This window comes from Rhizobium mulingense (assembly GCF_029194105.1).
Taxonomy (GTDB): Bacteria; Pseudomonadota; Alphaproteobacteria; order Rhizobiales; family Rhizobiaceae; genus Rhizobium; species Rhizobium mulingense.
The window spans coordinates 345,426-363,304 of record NZ_JARFVE010000004.1 but is presented as its reverse complement, the minus strand read 5'-3'; the positions used below and the strand labels follow the sequence as shown (position 1 = coordinate 363,304).

Here is a 17,879-nt window from a genome sequence, read left to right as displayed (position 1 = left end):
GCATTAACGCATTTTTGTGGCAGCCGCGGCCGGAAATGCTCGGCTTTTCACCTTCTTGGCGACCTGTTGCAGCTAAGCACCTGCCGTAAAATGCCTATCGCCGCAAACTCGGGCGACATAAAAAAACCGCCTCCGGGAAAGAGGCGGCCTGGTCTTTGAGAATATGCTGGAGGTCATGCCGACCAGGGAGCGAATTCCGCAGCGCTGACGGCGATCAGTTCCCGAGCAGCGACGCGCTGGCGCGGCGTCGAGGTCTCAACCACTTCATAAGCGGAGGGATCGGCGAGCAGCGCCTTCAATGCATTGGCATTCATCTTGTGGCCGCCACGATAGGAACGGTAGCAACCGATAAACTGGACGCCGGCGAGCGACAAGTCGCCGACGGCATCGAGCGTCTTGTGGCGGACGAACTCGTCCTTGGCGTAGCGCAGTCCTTCGACATTGATGACGGTGTTGTCGTCCGAAATGACGACGGAATTTTCGAGCGACGAGCCGAGCGCATGTCCGGAAGCCCAGAGCCGCTCGACATCGCGCATGAAGCCGAAGGTACGGGCGCGAGAAAGCTCGGTCTTGAAGACTGCGGCGCTCATGTCGCCGGCCCATTTCTGTCGGCCGATCAGCGGGCAGTCGAAATCAATCTCGACCTCGAAGCGCGTGCCGTCATAGGGACGGAATTCGCTCCAGGAACCGCCATGCTCGATCCGCACCGGCTTGGTGATACGGATATAACGGCGCTTGACGCCGAGCGAGACGAGACCGGCCTGCTCGATCGCGTCGACGAAAGGCAACGAGCTGCCGTCCATGATCGGCATTTCTGCGCCCTGCACTTCGATCACCACATTGTCGAGGCCGAGCGCATAGATGGCGGCCATGACATGTTCGATCGTCGCGACCGAATGCGTCGGCGAAAAGCCGAGTACGGTGCAGAGATCGGTATGGCCGACCTGCGACGAAACGGCCTTGAGTTCGGTAATATCGCCATTGTCATGCAGGCGCTGGAAAACGACGCCGGTGTCCGATTCGGCCGGGTTCAGCGTGATCGAGACATTGGCACCCGAATGAACCCCGATGCCCGAGAGCGTCACGGGACGCGATACGGTCGTTTGAAAACCCAGCAAGCCAATTGCCATAAAATCTGCCTTTATTTTTCCGCTCCAGCGATCTGTTCCACGGTGCGGTTTTCATTCGTTCTGCAGAAGGAGCCTCGTTGAGGGGTCTCCTAGGGCAGTTTCCTTGCACCATACTTACGTGCGCCGGCGCTCCAATCCAAATCACTGTTTCTTTCGGTTTGTTACGAAGTCACACGATTGATATCGCTCAGCAATTCGGGGCTGAAAAACGCAAATGCCCGGGACCTGGATCCCGGGCATGAAGGGTGTCGGATCGCAGCCTCAGTTCGACTGGCGACGCAGGAATGCTGGGATTTCCAGCTGGTCGTCTTCCTGCATCATGCGGGCCTGCGGAACCGCACGACCCTGATCGTCGAGATTGCCGCGGCGCGGTGCGTAGAGGCTTGCCTCCGGCGACAGCGGACGCCGCTGCTGCGAAGCGGCCGGCGGCGCGGCGGTCATGTCGGCGGCGACAGCGTCATCGTCGCGGCGCCCCAGCGAATTGGTGATTCGCTTGAGCAGGCCCATTGGGCCGCGCTCTTCCTGGCCATGGGCGGAAGCCGCCTGCGTGCGGTGGTCGAGTTCGGCCTGAACGACCGGCGGGAAATCCTCCACCTTCGGCATGCGGACGGGTTCCGCCGCCTGACGGATGATCGGCTCCTGCCGGACCGGCTGCGGCTGGATCGGCTGCTGCTGCTGGATGGGCTGGCTCATCACCGGCTGGCTCATCACCGGTGCGGGAGCCTGCTGCTGCACCTGAGGACGCATGGCGGGAGCCTCCGGTGCAGGCGCGAAAATCTTGCTCTGCGGACGGAAGACTTCCTGCTGCGCAGCAGGCTGCTGAAGCGGCGCGGCGGCACGCGGGGCCGGAATCTCAAGCTCGCGTTCCATCTCGGCTTCGCGGATGGTCTGGGCGATCGGATCAACGGCCTTGGGTGCCTGCATCACCGGCGCAGGCTGAACTGCGGCCGCTGCCGGAGCAACAGCCGCGGAGGGACGGATAGCGGGCTTGGCGGCCGGCTGGTAGTTGCGCTCGGCAGCTTCGCTGATCGCCCGGTCGATACCGGTTGCGACGACCGAAACGCGGATGATTCCTTCAAGCGATTCATCGAAGGTGGCGCCGAGTATGATGTTGGCGTCCGGATCGACTTCCTCGCGGATACGGGTTGCGGCTTCGTCGACTTCGAAGAGCGTGAGATCGCGACCGCCCGTGATCGAGATCAGCAGGCCCTGGGCGCCCTTCATCGAGGTTTCGTCGAGCAGCGGGTTGGCGATCGCCGCTTCGGCGGCCTGCAGTGCGCGGCCGGCGCCGGAAGCTTCGCCGGTGCCCATCATCGCGCGGCCCATTTCGCGCATGACCGAGCGGACGTCGGCGAAGTCGAGGTTGATGAGACCCTCCTTCACCATCAGGTCGGTGATGCAGGCAACGCCCGAATAGAGAACCTGGTCGGCCATGGCGAACGCGTCGGCGAAGGTCGTCTTATCGTTGGCAATGCGGAAGAGGTTCTGGTTCGGAATGACGATCAGCGTGTCGACAGACTTCTGCAGTTCCTGAATGCCCATCTCGGCGAGACGCATGCGGCGGCCGCCTTCGAAATGGAACGGCTTGGTGACCACGCCGACCGTCAGGATGCCCTTGTTACGGGCGGCCTGCGCGACAACAGGAGCAGCACCGGTGCCGGTGCCGCCGCCCATGCCGGCGGTGACGAAGCACATATGCGTGCCGTTCAGGTGATCGACGATCTCGTCGATGCATTCTTCAGCGGCCGCGCGACCGACTTCCGGCTGCGAACCGGCACCGAGGCCTTCGGTAACGTTGACGCCGAGCTGGATGATGCGCTCGGCTTTCGTCATCGTCAGCGCCTGCGCATCCGTATTGGCAACGACGAAGTCGACGCCCTGTAGGCCGGCGGTGATCATGTTGTTGACGGCGTTGCCGCCACCGCCACCAACGCCGAACACGGTGATGCGCGGCTTCAGCTCTGTGATGTCAGGCTTTTGCAGCTTGATGGTCATGGTACCTGTTCCTTCTCTCTCTGGCCGCATCGCCACGCCGGCCAATTACTCAATTTCAGAAGCTTTCCTTCAACCACTGGCCCATCCGGGCTATGCGGCTGTTATTTCCCCCAAGCGACATGAGCAGACCGCTCTGTGACGCATGTGTCTCCATGTCCGCGACCTGCGGATAGATCATCAGACCGACGGCCGTCGAAAAGGCCGGGCCCTTGGCCGCCGTCGGCAATCCCGACACGCCCATCGGGCGGCCGATGCGGACGTTGCGGGCAAGAATGCGCCGCGCCACTTCGGCAAGGCCGGTCAGCTGGCTTGCGCCGCCCGTCAAGACGACGCGCTTACCGACGATCGGGCTAAAGCCGGAGCGCTGGATCCGGTCGCGTATCAGTTCCATCGTCTCTTCGATTCGCGCCGAAACGATGCGCGAAACCAGCGCCCGCGGCACTTGCGACGGCTGGTCGCGATCATCCTCGCCGATCGGCGGGATCGAGATCAGCTCGCGCTCGTCGGAGGAATTCGAAAGTGCCGAGGCATGCACGACCTTCAGTCGTTCCGCATCCTCGATGCGGGTCGAGAGGCCGCGCGCCAGGTCGGTGGTGACGTGATGGCCGCCGAGGCCGACGGCGTCGGTGTGAACAAGCTTGCCCTCGGCAAAGACCGAGATCGTCGTCGTGCCGCCACCCATGTCGATCGCCGCGCAGCCGAGCTCGACTTCGTCATCGACGAGAGCGGCAAGCCCGGATGCATAAGGAGTAGCGACGATGCCTTCGACCGACAGATGCGCACGATTGACGCTGAGCTCCAGGTTCTTCAGCGCCGAGCGCTCCGCGGTGACGACATGCATGTCGACGCCGAGCGCGTCGCCATACATCGCCAGCGGATCGCGGATGCCGCGCTCGCCATCGAGCGAGAAGCCGGTCGCCAGCGAATGTAGCACCGAGCGGTCCTGGCGCAGCGACTGCTGGCAGGCGGCCGACAGCACTTTTTTGAGATCGTTGAGCTCGACTTCCTGGCCGCCGAGATCGATGGTCGCCGTGTAAATGTCGCTGCCGAGGCGGCCGGCCGTCAGGTTGACGATCAGGCTCTCGACGGTCAGCCCCGCCATGCGCTCGGCCGCATCGACGGCGAGCCGGATGACGCCTTCCAGCGCGTCGAGGTCGGCAATGACGCCGGTCTTGATGCCGCGGGACCGCTGGTGGCCGATGCCGATGATCTCGATATTGTGCGTGCGGCCCGGCAGGATCTGGCTTTCCTCGCGCGGCGTCAGCCGGCCGATCATGCAGACCACCTTGGTCGAGCCGATGTCGAGCACCGAAACGATATGCGACCGCTTCGACGAAAGCGGCTTCAGGCGCGGCAATCCGAAATGGGATGAACCGAACAAGCTCATATATTCTGCCCCGCCTTCTTCAATTCTTTCGTACGCTCCGTTACTGCCGCCTGCCGGCGAACCGCCGCTTCCGGCGTCAGCTGGACGGCGGTTCTGTCCGGCAATCTCAGGTCGACCGCAGCGATGTCGCGCTCCAGTAGCTGATGCTGCTTGTCGAAGGCCGACAGCGTCGCTAGCGCCTGGTCGATACCGTCTTCCGGCAGCTTGACGACGACGCCATTGTCCATGTGGAGGTCCCAACGACGACCCGATATCCAGACATAGGCCTTCACGCGCGCTTTGACTTCGGGCCACTTCGCGAAGGCGTCGTCGAGCGAAGCCGCAGCCGTTTCCGCATCGCGGCCGACGACGAGCGGCAGCGACGAAAACTTGTTGTCGCGCAGCGGCGCAATGACGCTGCCGTTCTTTTCGATCAGCGAAAGCTCCTGCCCGTGCTGCCAGATCGCATAGGCCTGGCGCTCCCTGAGCTTCACTTCGATCGTCTTCGGATAGACCTTGCGAACCTCGACGCTTTCGACCCAGGGAAGATGGGCGATCTGCCGGCGGGCGGCATCGACGTCGAGCGCGACCAGCGAGGTCGTGCCGTCGAGGCCGATCAGCTGCAGAATTTCGATTTCGGAAGTTTCGGAATTGCCGGAGACCTTGACGTCCTCGATCGCAAAACCCGCCGCCGTCGTCGTCGCCTGGGCGCCGGCTTCCGTGTGACCGCCGAGCGACATGCCGTAAAGTCCGGTCGCGCCTAAAAAAGCCAGCGCCGAAACTGTGCCCGTATGGGCCGGGATGTAGATGCGGCCGCTGCCGAGGCTAATCAGGAAACGAGTGACGCGGCGCAGCGGACGCGGCAGGACGAATCGCTCTTCGGCTTCCAGGGTCGGAAGCACGGCATGATGGCTGGGACGCCCTATCCTCTTGACCGTCAACGCAAACAAGACGCGTCCTCCACCATCCACCGGAGAAACTCACCAAAGGAATAGCCGGCATGGCCGGCCATTTCGGGCACGAGCGAGGTTGGAGTCATGCCAGGCTGGGTATTGACCTCCAGCCAGATGATTTCGCCGTCTTCGGAGAAACGATCGTCGTAACGAAAGTCGGACCGACTGACGCCGCGACAACCGATTGCCTGATGCGCCCTTAGGGCCAATGTTTGTATTTTTTGGTAAATATTCGGTGAAATTTTAGCCGGGATGACGTGTTTTGAACCGCCCGCCGCATATTTGGAATCGTAATCATAGAAATTGTGTCCCTGCGGCACCACCTCGGTGACACCAAGCGCCGTCTCGCCCATGACGCCGCAGGTGAGCTCGCGGCCATAGACATAGCGCTCGACGAGAACGTCCTCGCCATAACGCCACTCGGTCGAGCTGACGACCTGGGGAGGATGCGCTTGATCTTCCGTGACGATGACGACGCCGAAGCTCGACCCCTCGCGAACCGGCTTCACCACATAGGGCGGCTTCATTGGATGCACGGAGGGAAAGGCGAAACGGTTGACGACCTGCGATTCGGCAACCGGAATGCCGGCAGCGGCTGCGACAAGCTTCGCCTTGTCCTTGTCCATCGCCAGCGCCGAGGCAAGCACACCCGAATGCGTATAGGGAATTTCGAGATATTCGAGGATGCCCTGGATGGTGCCGTCCTCGCCAAAAGGTCCGTGAAGTGCGTTGAAGGCGACATCGGGCTTCAGCGCCGCAAGCCTCTCGGAAACGTCGCGCGCCACATCGATGCACGTCACCTGGAAGCCTTCGGCTTCGAGGGCTGCTGCGCAAGCCTTTCCCGAGGAAAGGCTGACGGGCCGTTCCGAGGAAAATCCGCCCATCAGGACAGCGACATGCTTGCGACTCATCAACACCCCCAAAAATAACTTTCACTTTTGAAAACGACGCTTGCGCGAGCCTGTCTGCGCCGTTTCGGGCCTTTGTCCGATCTGCATGCATTAGAGCATCATTATGGTTAATGAAGTGTTTACTTTCGTTAACTCCTGCCCCGGAAATTCGCGATCTTTTACCCTTTGCTCATTTCGCTATCATTCCCCCGCCGTCCGGGGATGACGCGAACAGAGGAGAAAAATCCTATGTTTTCAAAAAGATATCGTGCCGCGCTGAACCGCGATGGGCTCAGTCAAGGGACCGGGATGTTATCCGTCAAAGGCGGCTGGCGGCTTGATTGATTAATGCGGAGAGCGGCAACGCTCGGTCAGCCCTGCTTTTCTATTGATGCGGATCTGACTTCCGGTTAGCGAAGGCTCATGGATGAGCAGGGAGAAGATCATGCGATGCCTCGTCACCGGCGCTGCCGGCTTCGTCGGTAGTCCACTTGTCGAGCGGCTGCGCGCAGAGAAGATTTGCGATCTCGTCGTCACCACCAGATCGGTAATCTCTGCCTTTCCTGATGATGTCAGGCATTTTCCAAGTGACATAACCGACAGGACCGACTGGGCGGCGGCACTTGCAGGCGTCGACGTCATCCTCCATCTTGCCGCCCGCGTTCACATCATGAACGATCGCGCAGCCGATCCGCTGGCGGAATTCCGCCGGACCAACACCGCCGCTACTCTCAACCTTGCCGAACAGGCGGCCCGCGCAGGCGTGAAGAGATTCGTCTTCGTCAGCACCATCAAGGTCAATGGCGAAGAGAACGATCGGCCGTTCCGGAATGACGACACGCCGAAGCCGATCGACCCCTACGGCATTTCGAAACTGGAAAGCGAAATCGGTCTGCGCGAAATCGCCGCCCGCACCGGCATGGAAATCGTCATCATCCGGCCGCCGCTGGTCTATGGCCCCGGCGCCAGAGGCAACTTCGCTCTTCTCCTCGGGCTAATCCGCAAGCGGATACCGCTCCCTTTCGCTTCGCTGAAGAACCGCCGCACACTGGTGGCGGTGCAAAATCTCGTCGATCTGATCATCACCTGCGCGGCGCATCCCGCCGCCGGCGGTGAGATTTTCCTCGCCGGAGATGGTGAGGACCTGTCGACTCCGGAGCTCATCCGGGGAATTGCCGCGGGGCTCGGCATCAAGCCGATACTGGTCCCCTTCCCCTCCGCATTGCTGCACATGGCGGCGAAGGCAGTCGGGAAGGAAGCCGTCTATCAACGCCTGTGCGGTTCGCTGCAGGTCGACATCTCCCAGGCGCACAAGGTTCTCGGCTGGACGCCGGTCGTCACGCCGCGCGAAGGCCTGAAACTGGCGGTGAAGTAATCGTTATTCGCTGGTCACACCCTGGAACGGGCGCACTTCGCGGCCGGGCATGAAGACGCCGAGGCGCTTGATTTCCCATTCGAGCTTGATGCCCTCTTTCTCGAAAACCTCGCGACGCACCTGCTCGCCGAGATATTCGAGATCGTAGCCGGTCGCCTGCCCCATATTGATCATGAAATTGCAGTGAAGCGACGACATCTGGGCGCCGCCGATGACGAGGCCGCGGCAGCCCGCCTCGTCGATCAGCTTCCAGGCCGAATGGCCCGGCGGGTTCTTGAAGGTCGAGCCGCCGGTCTTTTCACGCACCGGCTGCACCGTCTCCCGGTGATTGCGCACGGCGTCCATTTCGGCGCGGATCTGGGCGCGATCTTCAGGATAGCCCTCGAACAGCACCGAGGTGAAGATCAGATCGCCGGGCGCTTTTGAATGCCGGTAGGAATACCCCATCTCCGCATTGGAAAGCACATGCTTGTTGCCCTTGCGGTCGACGGCGTTGACCTCGATCAGCCGCTCGCGCGTCTCGACGCCGTTAGCGCCGGCATTCATGCGCGCCGCGCCGCCGATACCGCCTGGAATGCCATAGAAAAAATGAAAACCGCCGATGCCGTTGTCCATCGCCATCGCCGCGACATGCTTGTCGGGGCAGATTGCGCCAGCGAGGATGCGGTTTTCGCCGGCCAACTCGACGAAGCCGAAGCCCTTGGCCGACAGGCGCAGCACGACTCCGGGAATGCCGCCGTCGCGCACGAGGATATTGGAGCCGACGCCGACCACCGTCAGCGGCACCTCTTCCGGCAGGATCTTCAGGAAGGCGATGAGATCGTCGACGTCATGCGGCTGGAACATCAGTTCGGCCAGACCGCCGGCCCGGAACCAGGTGACGCGATCCATGGGGGCATCCGGCGTGATACGGCCGCGGATATCCTTTACACCGTCTCCGAGAGACGCGAGAAGCTTTTCCCCATTCACCTGTTTCATGCGGACTTTCCCGATAGGCCTTCCAGTTGTCTGGGCAGTGCGGCTGCCCAGGATGTGATGCTTCCAGCCCCCAACAGAACCACGAAATCGCCAGGCTTTGCAACCTCTGCAACCATCTGCGGCAGAAGCTCGGCCGAAGACAGGAAGCGGGCGTCGCGATGGCCGCCGGATTTGATGCGCGAGACGAGCGACGTGGAGTCGGCGCCTTCGATTGCATCCTCGCCTGCCGCATAGACGGGCGCCAGAAAAATGCTGTCGGCATCGTTGAAGCAGGCCGCGAATTCCTCGAATAGGCTTGCGAGACGGCTGTACCGGTGCGGCTGGTGGACGGCGATGATGCGGCCCTTGCAGGCCTCGCGGGCCGCGCGCAGCACCGCCTTGATCTCGACCGGATGGTGGCCGTAATCGTCGAAGATCTGCACTCCGTTCCATTCGCCCGTCAAGGTGAAGCGGCGCTTGACGCCGCCGAAGGAGGCAAGCCCCTTGGCGATATCTTCACTCGATATGCCAAGCCGGTTGGCGACCGCGATCGCCGCCGTCGCGTTGGAAATATTGTGCCGCCCGGGCATCGGCATGACCAGCCCCTTGAGCTCGGTCACCTGGCCGGTGCGGCGGCGGCGGATCTCGACATCGAAGATCGAGCGCGTGCCGTCGATTCGCACATTCTTGAAGCGCACGTCGGCCTGCGGGTTCTCGCCATAGGTGATGATCTTGCGGTCCTCGATGCGGCCGACCAGCGATTGCACTTCGGGGTGGTCGAGGCACATGACGCCGAAACCGTAAAACGGCACGTTCTCGACGAACTGCCGGAAGGCGGCGCGCACCGCATCGAAATTGCCGTAATGGTCGAGATGTTCGGGGTCGATGTTGGTGATGACGGCAACATCGGCCGGAAGCTTCAGGAAGGTGCCGTCCGATTCGTCGGCCTCGACCACCATCCACTCGCCCTCGCCCATCCGGGCATTGGTGCCGTAGGCATTGATGATGCCGCCGTTGATGACGGTCGGGTCGAGCCCGCCGGCTTCGAGCAGGGTCGCCACCAGCGAGGTCGTCGTCGTCTTGCCGTGGGTGCCGCCGATGGCAATTGCATTGCGAAAGCGCATCAGTTCTGCAAGCATTTCAGCGCGGCGCACCACCGGCAGCAGCTTTTCACGGGCGGCGATAAGTTCCGGATTGCTCTTCTTGATCGCCGTCGAGACGACGACGACTTCGGCATCGCCCAGATTTTCGGCGCGATGGCCGACGAAGACCTCAATGCCTTTGTCGCGCAGGCGCTGCACATTGGCGCTGTCGGCCTGATCCGATCCCTGCACCTTGTGGCCGAGATTGTGCAGTACTTCGGCAATGCCGCTCATGCCGATGCCGCCAATGCCAATGAAATGGACGAGACCGATCGCCTTCGGCAGTTTCATGCGCGTGCCCTCTTGAATTCTGAGACTGTCTTACCGGCGGCAATAGCCTCAACCAAGTCGGCAAGCAAGTTTGCCGCATCCGGTTTCCCGGCAAGCTTCGCCGCCGCCGCCATGTGCGACAGCTTTTCCGGATCGTTCATCACATGGCTCAGTATAGAGGCGATACGTTCCGGCGAAAGCTCGGATTGAGTGATTACCTTTGCCCCGCCGGTCGCAGCCAGTGCGGCGGCGTTCGCCGCCTGATCGTGGTCGAGCGCATGCGGATAAGGCACCAGGATGGCCGGGCGGCCTATGACGGAGATTTCCGAAACCGTGGACGCGCCGGAGCGGCAGATCACCAGATGCGCTTTGGCAAGACGCTCCGCCATATCATTGAAAAACGGCGCGATATCGGCACCCATCTGCAGCTGCGCCACGCAGCCGCGCACCATCTCCATATCCTCCGGCCGAACCTGTTGCGTCACCCTGAGCCGCGCCCGCAGCTCTTCGTCGAGCAAGCTGATCGCCGTCGGCATGGCCTTGGAGAAATACTGCGCGCCCTGGCTGCCGCCGAAGACGACGAGATGGAATGGTTCTCCGGAAAGCGAGGGATGATAGGGCTGTTCGGCCGCGGCAAGGATAGCCGGGCGCACGGGATTGCCGGTCGCAACTGTCTTGTCGGAAAAAGCATCGCCGCTTTCCGGTAGAAAGCCGCCGGCAATCGCCTTGACGCGCGGGGCCAACGCCTTGTTGGCGCGCCCCATGACGGCGTTCTGTTCATGCAGCATCGAGGCGACACCGAGCCGCGTGGCGGCCAGCAGCGGCGGCACCGTGGGATAGCCGCCGAAACCGACGACGATGACAGGCTTCAGCCGCTGGATCAGCTTTTTGGCCGCCCGCATGCCGCTCCACAGCGTCCACAGCGAGCGGGCGACGGCGACCGGGTTCTTCGAACCGATCGTCGCCGACGGTACGACATGGATCTCCTCGGCCGGGAATTTGCCGGCATAACGCTCGGCCCGGCTGTCGGTGACGAGATGCACCGAATAGCCGCGTTCCTTCAGCTTGAAGGCCAGCGCCTCCGCCGGAAACACATGGCCGCCGGTCCCCCCGGCGGCAAGCAGCACGATGCCTTTGCTCATGATCATTACTCCGCCGGCATGCCGTGCGGGACGCGGAAGAGGCTTCGGTCCTGCGCGCGCTTTTCCGGCCGATGGCGCGTCAGCGCCAGAATGAAGCCGGCGGTGACGCAGATCGCCACCATGGACGAACCTCCGTAGGAAATCAGCGGCAGCGTCATGCCCTTTGCCGGCAGCAGTTCGAGGTTGACGCCGATATTGATGATTGACTGGATGCCCATCTGCAGCACCAGACCGGCGACGGCAAAGCGGTTGAAGTCGTTGCGCTCACGATACGCATGCGACAGGCCGCGCAGCACCAGCACGGTGAACAGCGCCACGAGCGCCATGCAGAAGACGATGCCGAATTCCTCGGCCGCAACCGAGAAGATGAAGTCGGTATGGGCGTCGGGGATGATCCGCTTGACGATGCCCTCTCCCGGTCCCTGGCCGAACCAGCTGCCGCGGATGATCGCTTCGCGCGCCGTGTCGATCTGGAACGTGTCGCCCTCGCCGGTCATGAACTTGTCGATACGCAACGCCACATGCGGGAAAACGTAATAGGCGCTGAGCAAGCCGCCAGCGCCGCCGATGCCGAGCAGCATGATCCAGATCCATGGCATGCCGGCCATGAAGAACATGCCGCCCCAGACGGCCGTGGTCAGGATGGTCTGGCCGAGGTCCGGCTGCGCGACGAGAAGGGCCGCGACGATGCCGAACAGAATGATGGCGAAGAGATTGCCGGGGATCTCCGGCTGGCGCGCATGTTCGGCAAAAAGCCAGGCGCAGACCACGACGAAGGCGGGCTTCATGAATTCCGACGGCTGGATCGAAAGACCGGCGATCCAGATCCACCGCCTGCCGCCCTTGACCTCCTGCCCGACGAACAGCACCAGCACCATCATGGCAAGCGAGATGATCAATAGCAGAATCGCGGTCCGCCGCACCTGGCGCGGTGTCAGGAAGGACAGCCCGAGCATGACGGCGATCGACGGGATCATAAAGGCCGCATGGCGCTTGACGAAGTGGAAAGGTTCCAACCCGATGCGCTCGGCAACCGCGGGAGAAGCGGCGAAGGACAGCATGAAGCCGATGCCCATCAGGAAAATGAACATTGCCAGGAAGAAGCGGTCGATGGTCCAGAACCAATCGGCCAGAGGCCCACGTTCCGCGCGGCTTACCATGTCATTTCTCTCCTGCTACAGGACCGATCAGCATCGTCATTCCGTCAAGTGCGGCCACGTGGGCGACGAAGGCATCGCCCCTGACTTCGAAGTTCTTATACTGGTCGAAGCTTGCGCAAGCCGGGGATAACATCACGGCCGAAGCAGCCGCCTCGTCGCAATCCGCGTCGGCTGCAGCATGCGCGACCGCGCGCTCCAGCGTGCCCGAAATTTCGTAGGGCACGGCCTCGCCCAGCGTCGCCGCGAATTCCGCCGCCGCCTCACCGATCAGATAGGCCTTGGCGATGCGCGGAAAATGAGGGGCGAGCGTCGTGATGCCGCCGGATTTCGCCAGACCGCCAGCAATCCAGTAGATACGGTCGTAGCTCGAAAGGGCGGGTGCTGCCGCATCGGCATTGGTGGCCTTGGAATCGTTGACGAAGACGACACGGCCGCGCCGGCCGACCGGCTGCATGCGATGTTTAAGGCCGGGGAACGAGGCAAGGCCGGCACGGATGTCGTCAGCGGAAACGCCGACCGCAAGGCAGGCGGCGATGGCGGCCGCGGCATTCTGCGCATTGTGGCTGCCGCGCAGCGTCTGAATGCCGTCGAGATCGACGAAGGGCAACATTGCGCCGCCGGCGGCCTGGACGAGTTTCGTGCCCTCGGCATAGATGCCTTCGGCCACCACGTTGCGGCGGGAGATGCGGACCACCTTGACGCCTGCCCGCTGGACGCGGTCGGCGATCAGCGCCGAATGGCTGTCGTCGACGCCGACGACCGCGACGTCGCTGCCGGCGACCAGCCGTTCCTTGACCTCGGCATAATGCTGCATCGTGCCGTGACGGTCGAGGTGGTCGGGCGTCAGGTTGAGCAGAATGCCAGCCGAGGGGTTCAGCGTCGGCGCCAGATCGATCTGGTAGGACGAGCATTCGACGACGAAATAACGCCCCGCTTTCGGCGGGTCGAGCGTCAGCACCGCCGTGCCGATATTGCCGCCGAGCTGCGTGTCGTAGCCTGAGGATTTCAGGATATGGGCAATCAGCGCCGTCGTCGTCGACTTGCCGTTGGTGCCCGTGATGGCGATGAACGGGCAGTCTGGTGCATGGGCGCGGCGCTCGCGCACGAAAAGCTCGACGTCGCCGACGACGTCGACGCCGGCCGCGCGCGCAAGATCGACAGTCCAGTGCGGCTTGGGATGGGTGAGCGGCACGCCGGGCGACAGCACGAAAAGCGCCTGCTGACCCCAGTCGATGCTGTGCAGGTCCTCTGTTCGGATGCCTTCGGCGGAAGCCTTGGCGACGCTGTCGGGATTGTCGTCCCAGGCAGTGACTTCGGCGCCGCCCGCAATCAGCGCCCGGGCGGTGGCGAAACCCGAGCCGCCGAGCCCGAAGAGCGCAACCTTCTTGTCCTTGTGCGTCGTGACCGGGATCATCGCCTCACCGCAGCTTCAGCGTCGAGAGGCCGAGCATGGCAAGGCCGACGGCGATGATCCAGAAGCGGATCACCACCTGGCTTTCGGTCCAACCCTTCTTCTCGAAGTGATGGTGGATCGGCGCCATCAGGAAGACGCGCCGGCCGGTCATCTTGAAGAAGCCGACCTGGATGATGACCGACAGCGTCTCCATGACGAAGAGGCCGCCGATGATTGCCATGACGATCTCGTGCTTGGTGGCGACGGCGACGGTACCGATCGTGCCGCCAAGCGCCAGCGAGCCGGTGTCGCCCATGAAGATGGCGGCCGGCGGCGCGTTGAACCAGAGAAAGCCGAGACCGGCCCCGATGACGGCGCCGAGCACGACAGCAAGCTCGCCGGTGCCGGGCACGAAATTGATCTGCAGGTAGTTCGCAAACACCACGTTGCCGGCGAGATAGGCGATGACGCCGAAGGAGGCGGCTGCGATCATCACAGGCACGATGGCGAGGCCGTCGAGCCCGTCCGTCAGGTTGACGGCGTTGCCGGCGCCGACGATGACGAAACCGCCGAAGACCACGAACATGATGCCGATATTGATCAGGAAGTCCTTGAAGAAGGGAAAAGCGATCGAGGAGCCGAAGGTCGAGCCGGCGGTCCCCGAGGCAAGAGCCGTGCGCATCATGAAATATACGGCGATGCCGGCGATGACGAACTCGATGCCGAGGCGGGCCTTGCCGGAAAAGCCCTTATGGCTCTGCTTCGTCACCTTGAGATAATCGTCGTAGAAGCCGATCGCGCCGAAACCCAGCGTCACCAGCAGGGTGGCGACGACATAGACGTTCGAAAGGTCGGCCCAGAGGAGCGAGGCCCCAACGATGCCGGCCAGGATCATCAGTCCGCCCATGGTCGGCGTGCCGGCCTTCTTGAAATGCGTCTGCGGCCCATCGGCGCGGATCGGCTGGCCCTTGCCTTGCCGGATGCGCAGCGAATTGATGATCGTCGGCCCGAACAGGAAGACGATCAGTGCGGAGGTGAAAAGAGCGGCGCCCGTGCGGAAGGTGATATATCTGAACAGATTCAGAAACTTGAAATATTCCGACAGTTCGACAAGCCAGATCAGCATTCAGGGCCCCTTGTTACCCGATCAAAGTTCGCGTTGCGTGTCGGCAAATGCCGGGAACTTGTCAAGAAGCGCGGCGACGATCTTGCCGAAACCGATGCCCAGAGACGATTTCACCATCAACACATCGCCCGGGACGACCGAGTTCAACACGTAGTCCGTCAATTCGTCCGTCTTTTCCCGGTATTCGACATGGACGCTTTCCGGCAGTGATTCCTTGAGCGCAGTCATGTCGGCGCCTGCAAGCCAGACATGTTCGATGCCGGCAGCAAGCAGCGGTCCGGCGAGATCGGCATGAACCTTCTCGGCGTATTCGCCCATCTCGAGCATGTCGCCGAGCACGGCGATGCGGCGGCCGCGGCCGGTCGGCTCGGCGGCCGCCAGCAGCGCGATCGCCGCCCGCATCGAGGCGGGATTGGCATTGTAGCTCTCGTCGATCAGCGTGAAGCCGTCGTTGCCGCCGCCGATCGACAGGCGGTGACGCTTGCCCCTGCCCTTTTCCGGCTTCAGCGTCGCAAGCGCTTCGATTGCCTTGCCCATGTCCGCGCCGACGATCCTGACGACGCCGAGTGCTGCCAGCGCATTCTCCGCGATATGGCGGCCGGGCGCGCCGAGCGCGACCTCCAGCGTCTCGCCGCCGATCGTCAGCCACAGGGTTGAATTTTCGTCCGAGCCGTTGAATTCCGCCAGCCGAAATTCGGCCTTGGCATGCTGGCCGAAGGAATGAATATGCTCGATGCCGAGCGACTGCGCCGTGCGGTCGAGGAAATTGAACTGATCATTGTCGCGGTTGAGCACGACATGACCGCCGGGTTCTAGCCCCTCGAAAATCTCCGCCTTGGCGGCGGCGATCTCCTTGATGCTCTTGAAATTGCCGAGATGGGCCGGTGCGATCGTCGTGATCACGGCAATATCGGGGCGGATCATCGCCACCAGCGGCCGGATCTCACCCGGATGGTTCATGCCGACTTCGAAGACGCCGTAGTCCGTATCGTCAGGCATGCGCGCCAGCGTCAGGGGAACGCCCCAATGATTGTTGAACGAGGCAACAGACGCATGCACCTTGCCGGAAGGCGACAAAACTTGCCGCAGCATTTCCTTGGTGGTGGTCTTGCCGACCGATCCCGTCACCGCGATGATCCGGGCCTGCGAGCGCTCGCGCGAGGCAAGGCCGAGTTTCCCAAGAGCCGCAAGCACGTCTTCCACGACGATCATCGGCACCGTCAGGCGGCCCATGGCGGGGAGCCTTGCCTCGCTGACGACAAGCAGGGAGGCGCCGTTCGCCATCGCCATCGACGCGTAGTCGTGACCGTCGACTCGGTCACCCTTGATGGCGAAGAAGGCTTCGCCTGATGTGATCGATCGGCTGTCGATGGAGATACCGGTGATGCCTTCGGGCAGCGTGCCGAAAGGGCGCCCCGCCATCGCTGCGATCATGTCGTCGGTCGTCCAGAGCCAGCTCACGATTTCAGTTCCTCCAACGCCTTGCGCACCTCCGCATGATCGGAGAACGGCAAGGTGACGGCGCCAATCGTCTGCCCTTCCTCATGTCCCTTGCCGGCAACGATCAGCGTATCGCCCGATTTCAGCATGGCGACCGCCTCGCGGATGGCGGTGGCGCGGTCGGCGATTTCCGAGGCGCAGGGCGCTGCTGCCATGATCTCCGCCCGGATCGCGGCCGGCTCCTCCGAACGGGGATTGTCGTCGGTGACGATCACGACATCGGCAAGACGGCAGGCTATTTCGCCCATGATCGGCCGCTTGCCGCGGTCGCGGTCGCCGCCGCAACCGAAGACGACGATGACGCGGCCGGTCGTGAATGGCCGGACCGAGTTCAACACGTTTTCCAGCGCATCCGGCTTATGGGCATAATCGACATAGGCGAGCGCGCCGTCCTTGGTATGCCCGACGAGCTCGAGCCGGCCGGATGCTCCGACGAGTTTCTCGAGCGCGGCCATCGCAGCTTTCGGCTCGACGCCCGTCGACATGGCAAGGCCTGCGGCGACCAGTGTATTGGCGACCTGGAAATCGCCGGCCAGCGGAATGTCCACCTCGAAGATCTCGTCGCCGATATGGATCTCGGCAGTCTGCTTGTGACGGAAATGCTCGACGCGTTTCAGCGTGAGGTAATCGCCCTTGCGGCCGACGGTGCGCACATCGTGACCGGCATCGGCAGCGGCCTTGACCGCCTGCGCCGACCAGGCATCGTCGGCGAATATCACCGCCGGCGCACCCTTCGGCAGCAGCCTATCGAAAAGCCGCATCTTGGCGGCCATATAGGCCTCAACGGTCGGATGATAATCCATGTGGTCGCGGCCGAGATTGGTGAAGGCGGCGGCGGCAAGCTTCACGCCATCGAGCCGGCTCTGGTCGAGACCGTGGCTGGAAGCCTCCATCGACGCATGCGTGACGCCTTCGTCGGCAAGTTCGGCCAGGAGCTTGTGCAACGACACAGGATCCGGCGTCGTCAGCGCACCATATTCGTTGCGCGTCGGCGAAACCACGCCCGTTGTGCCGATCATCGCGGCCGCATGGCCTGCATGCGCCCAGATCTGCCGGGTGAACGAGGCGACGGAGGTCTTGCCCGCCGTGCCGGTCACTGCAACCATGGTATCGGGCTGCCTGCCGTAGAACCGCGCGGCGGCGATCGACAGGAAGCGGCGCGGCTCTTTAACCGCAAGCACCGGAATGGAAGCATCGACCGGCTGGGAGGCGATCACGACGGCAGCGCCTCGGCCGGCGGCATCGACGATGAAGCCCGCGCCGTCCGCCTTTGTGCCGGCGACCGCGATGAAGGCGTTGCCCGGCGCCACATGACGGCTGTCCGAAGACAGGCCTGAAATATCAAGCAGGCCTGCCGGGCCTTCGAGCTGTGCTTCAAGTTCCGGAAACTGATCTCCGGCCAGGTCTCGCAATTTCATCGAATGCACTTTTCCCTCTTGAAGCCGGTCCGCCCCTCGCGAATCGGCGTCGATATTCATTC

The 17,879-nt window shown here is 62.8% G+C and carries 14 protein-coding genes; 1 reads left to right on the top strand and 13 read right to left on the bottom strand.

The genetic code is table 11. The features are described from left to right. Positions 1–173 precede the first annotated feature (173 nt). From lpxC to PYR71_RS10620, 5 genes are all read right to left on the bottom strand, one after another. Positions 174–1,130: a UDP-3-O-acyl-N-acetylglucosamine deacetylase gene (gene lpxC / locus PYR71_RS10640; protein ID WP_275619304.1), complete on the bottom strand. Its 957-nt coding sequence runs from the start codon at positions 1,128–1,130 to the stop codon at positions 174–176. A gap of 261 nt (positions 1,131–1,391) precedes the next feature. Continuing rightward, positions 1,392–3,125, bottom strand: a complete 1,734-nt coding sequence (gene ftsZ / locus PYR71_RS10635; protein ID WP_183912702.1) for a cell division protein FtsZ — start codon at positions 3,123–3,125, stop codon at positions 1,392–1,394. Between the two features lie 55 nt (positions 3,126–3,180). Continuing rightward, the gene (gene ftsA / locus PYR71_RS10630) at positions 3,181–4,512 is read right to left on the bottom strand and encodes a cell division protein FtsA (RefSeq protein ID WP_004668807.1); all 1,332 of its coding nucleotides are present in this window, start codon (positions 4,510–4,512) and stop codon (positions 3,181–3,183) included. Then, on the bottom strand, positions 4,509–5,441 hold the full coding sequence (locus PYR71_RS10625; protein ID WP_275619303.1) for a cell division protein FtsQ/DivIB: 933 nt from the start codon (positions 5,439–5,441) through the stop codon (positions 4,509–4,511). The genes ftsA and PYR71_RS10625 overlap by 4 nt, the downstream gene beginning before the upstream one ends. Further along, positions 5,429–6,355, bottom strand: coding sequence for a D-alanine--D-alanine ligase (locus PYR71_RS10620; protein WP_183912700.1), 927 nt, complete (start codon positions 6,353–6,355; stop codon positions 5,429–5,431). Before PYR71_RS10620 ends, PYR71_RS10625 begins: the two co-directional genes overlap by 13 nt. 424 nt (positions 6,356–6,779) lie before the next feature. Between PYR71_RS10620 and PYR71_RS10615 the strand changes: the two genes are divergently transcribed. Beyond that, positions 6,780–7,709: a UDP-glucose 4-epimerase family protein gene (locus PYR71_RS10615; RefSeq protein ID WP_275619599.1), complete on the top strand. Its 930-nt coding sequence runs from the start codon at positions 6,780–6,782 to the stop codon at positions 7,707–7,709. Positions 7,710–7,712: 3 nt separating this feature from the next. Here PYR71_RS10615 and murB read toward each other — a convergent pair whose 3' ends face one another. From murB to PYR71_RS10575, 8 genes are read right to left on the bottom strand one after another with little or no spacing between them, the layout of a single operon-like run. Then, positions 7,713–8,687, bottom strand: coding sequence for a UDP-N-acetylmuramate dehydrogenase (gene murB, locus PYR71_RS10610; protein ID WP_275619302.1), 975 nt, complete (start codon positions 8,685–8,687; stop codon positions 7,713–7,715). Further along, entirely contained in the window at positions 8,684–10,099 is a 1,416-nt protein-coding gene (murC, locus tag PYR71_RS10605) for a UDP-N-acetylmuramate--L-alanine ligase (RefSeq protein WP_183912694.1), read from the bottom strand. Before murC ends, murB begins: the two co-directional genes overlap by 4 nt. Next, positions 10,096–11,220: an undecaprenyldiphospho-muramoylpentapeptide beta-N-acetylglucosaminyltransferase gene (murG, locus tag PYR71_RS10600; RefSeq protein WP_275619301.1), complete on the bottom strand. Its 1,125-nt coding sequence runs from the start codon at positions 11,218–11,220 to the stop codon at positions 10,096–10,098. The genes murC and murG overlap by 4 nt, the downstream gene beginning before the upstream one ends. 5 nt (positions 11,221–11,225) lie before the next feature. Continuing rightward, positions 11,226–12,380: a putative lipid II flippase FtsW gene (gene ftsW / locus PYR71_RS10595; protein WP_183912690.1), complete on the bottom strand. Its 1,155-nt coding sequence runs from the start codon at positions 12,378–12,380 to the stop codon at positions 11,226–11,228. Position 12,381: 1 nt separating this feature from the next. Beyond that, the gene (gene murD / locus PYR71_RS10590; protein ID WP_275619300.1) at positions 12,382–13,794 is read right to left on the bottom strand and encodes a UDP-N-acetylmuramoyl-L-alanine--D-glutamate ligase; all 1,413 of its coding nucleotides are present in this window, start codon (positions 13,792–13,794) and stop codon (positions 12,382–12,384) included. Positions 13,795–13,798: 4 nt separating this feature from the next. Beyond that, positions 13,799–14,899, bottom strand: a complete 1,101-nt coding sequence (mraY, locus tag PYR71_RS10585) for a phospho-N-acetylmuramoyl-pentapeptide-transferase (RefSeq protein ID WP_183912686.1) — start codon at positions 14,897–14,899, stop codon at positions 13,799–13,801. A gap of 21 nt (positions 14,900–14,920) precedes the next feature. Then, entirely contained in the window at positions 14,921–16,360 is a 1,440-nt protein-coding gene (locus tag PYR71_RS10580; protein WP_275619299.1) for a UDP-N-acetylmuramoylalanyl-D-glutamyl-2,6-diaminopimelate--D-alanyl-D-alanine ligase, read from the bottom strand. Further along, positions 16,357–17,877 (bottom strand): UDP-N-acetylmuramoyl-L-alanyl-D-glutamate--2,6-diaminopimelate ligase, encoded by a 1,521-nt coding sequence (locus PYR71_RS10575; RefSeq protein ID WP_275619298.1) that lies wholly within the window; start codon positions 17,875–17,877, stop codon positions 16,357–16,359. The genes PYR71_RS10580 and PYR71_RS10575 overlap by 4 nt, the downstream gene beginning before the upstream one ends. Between the last annotated feature and the right edge of the window lie 2 nt (positions 17,878–17,879).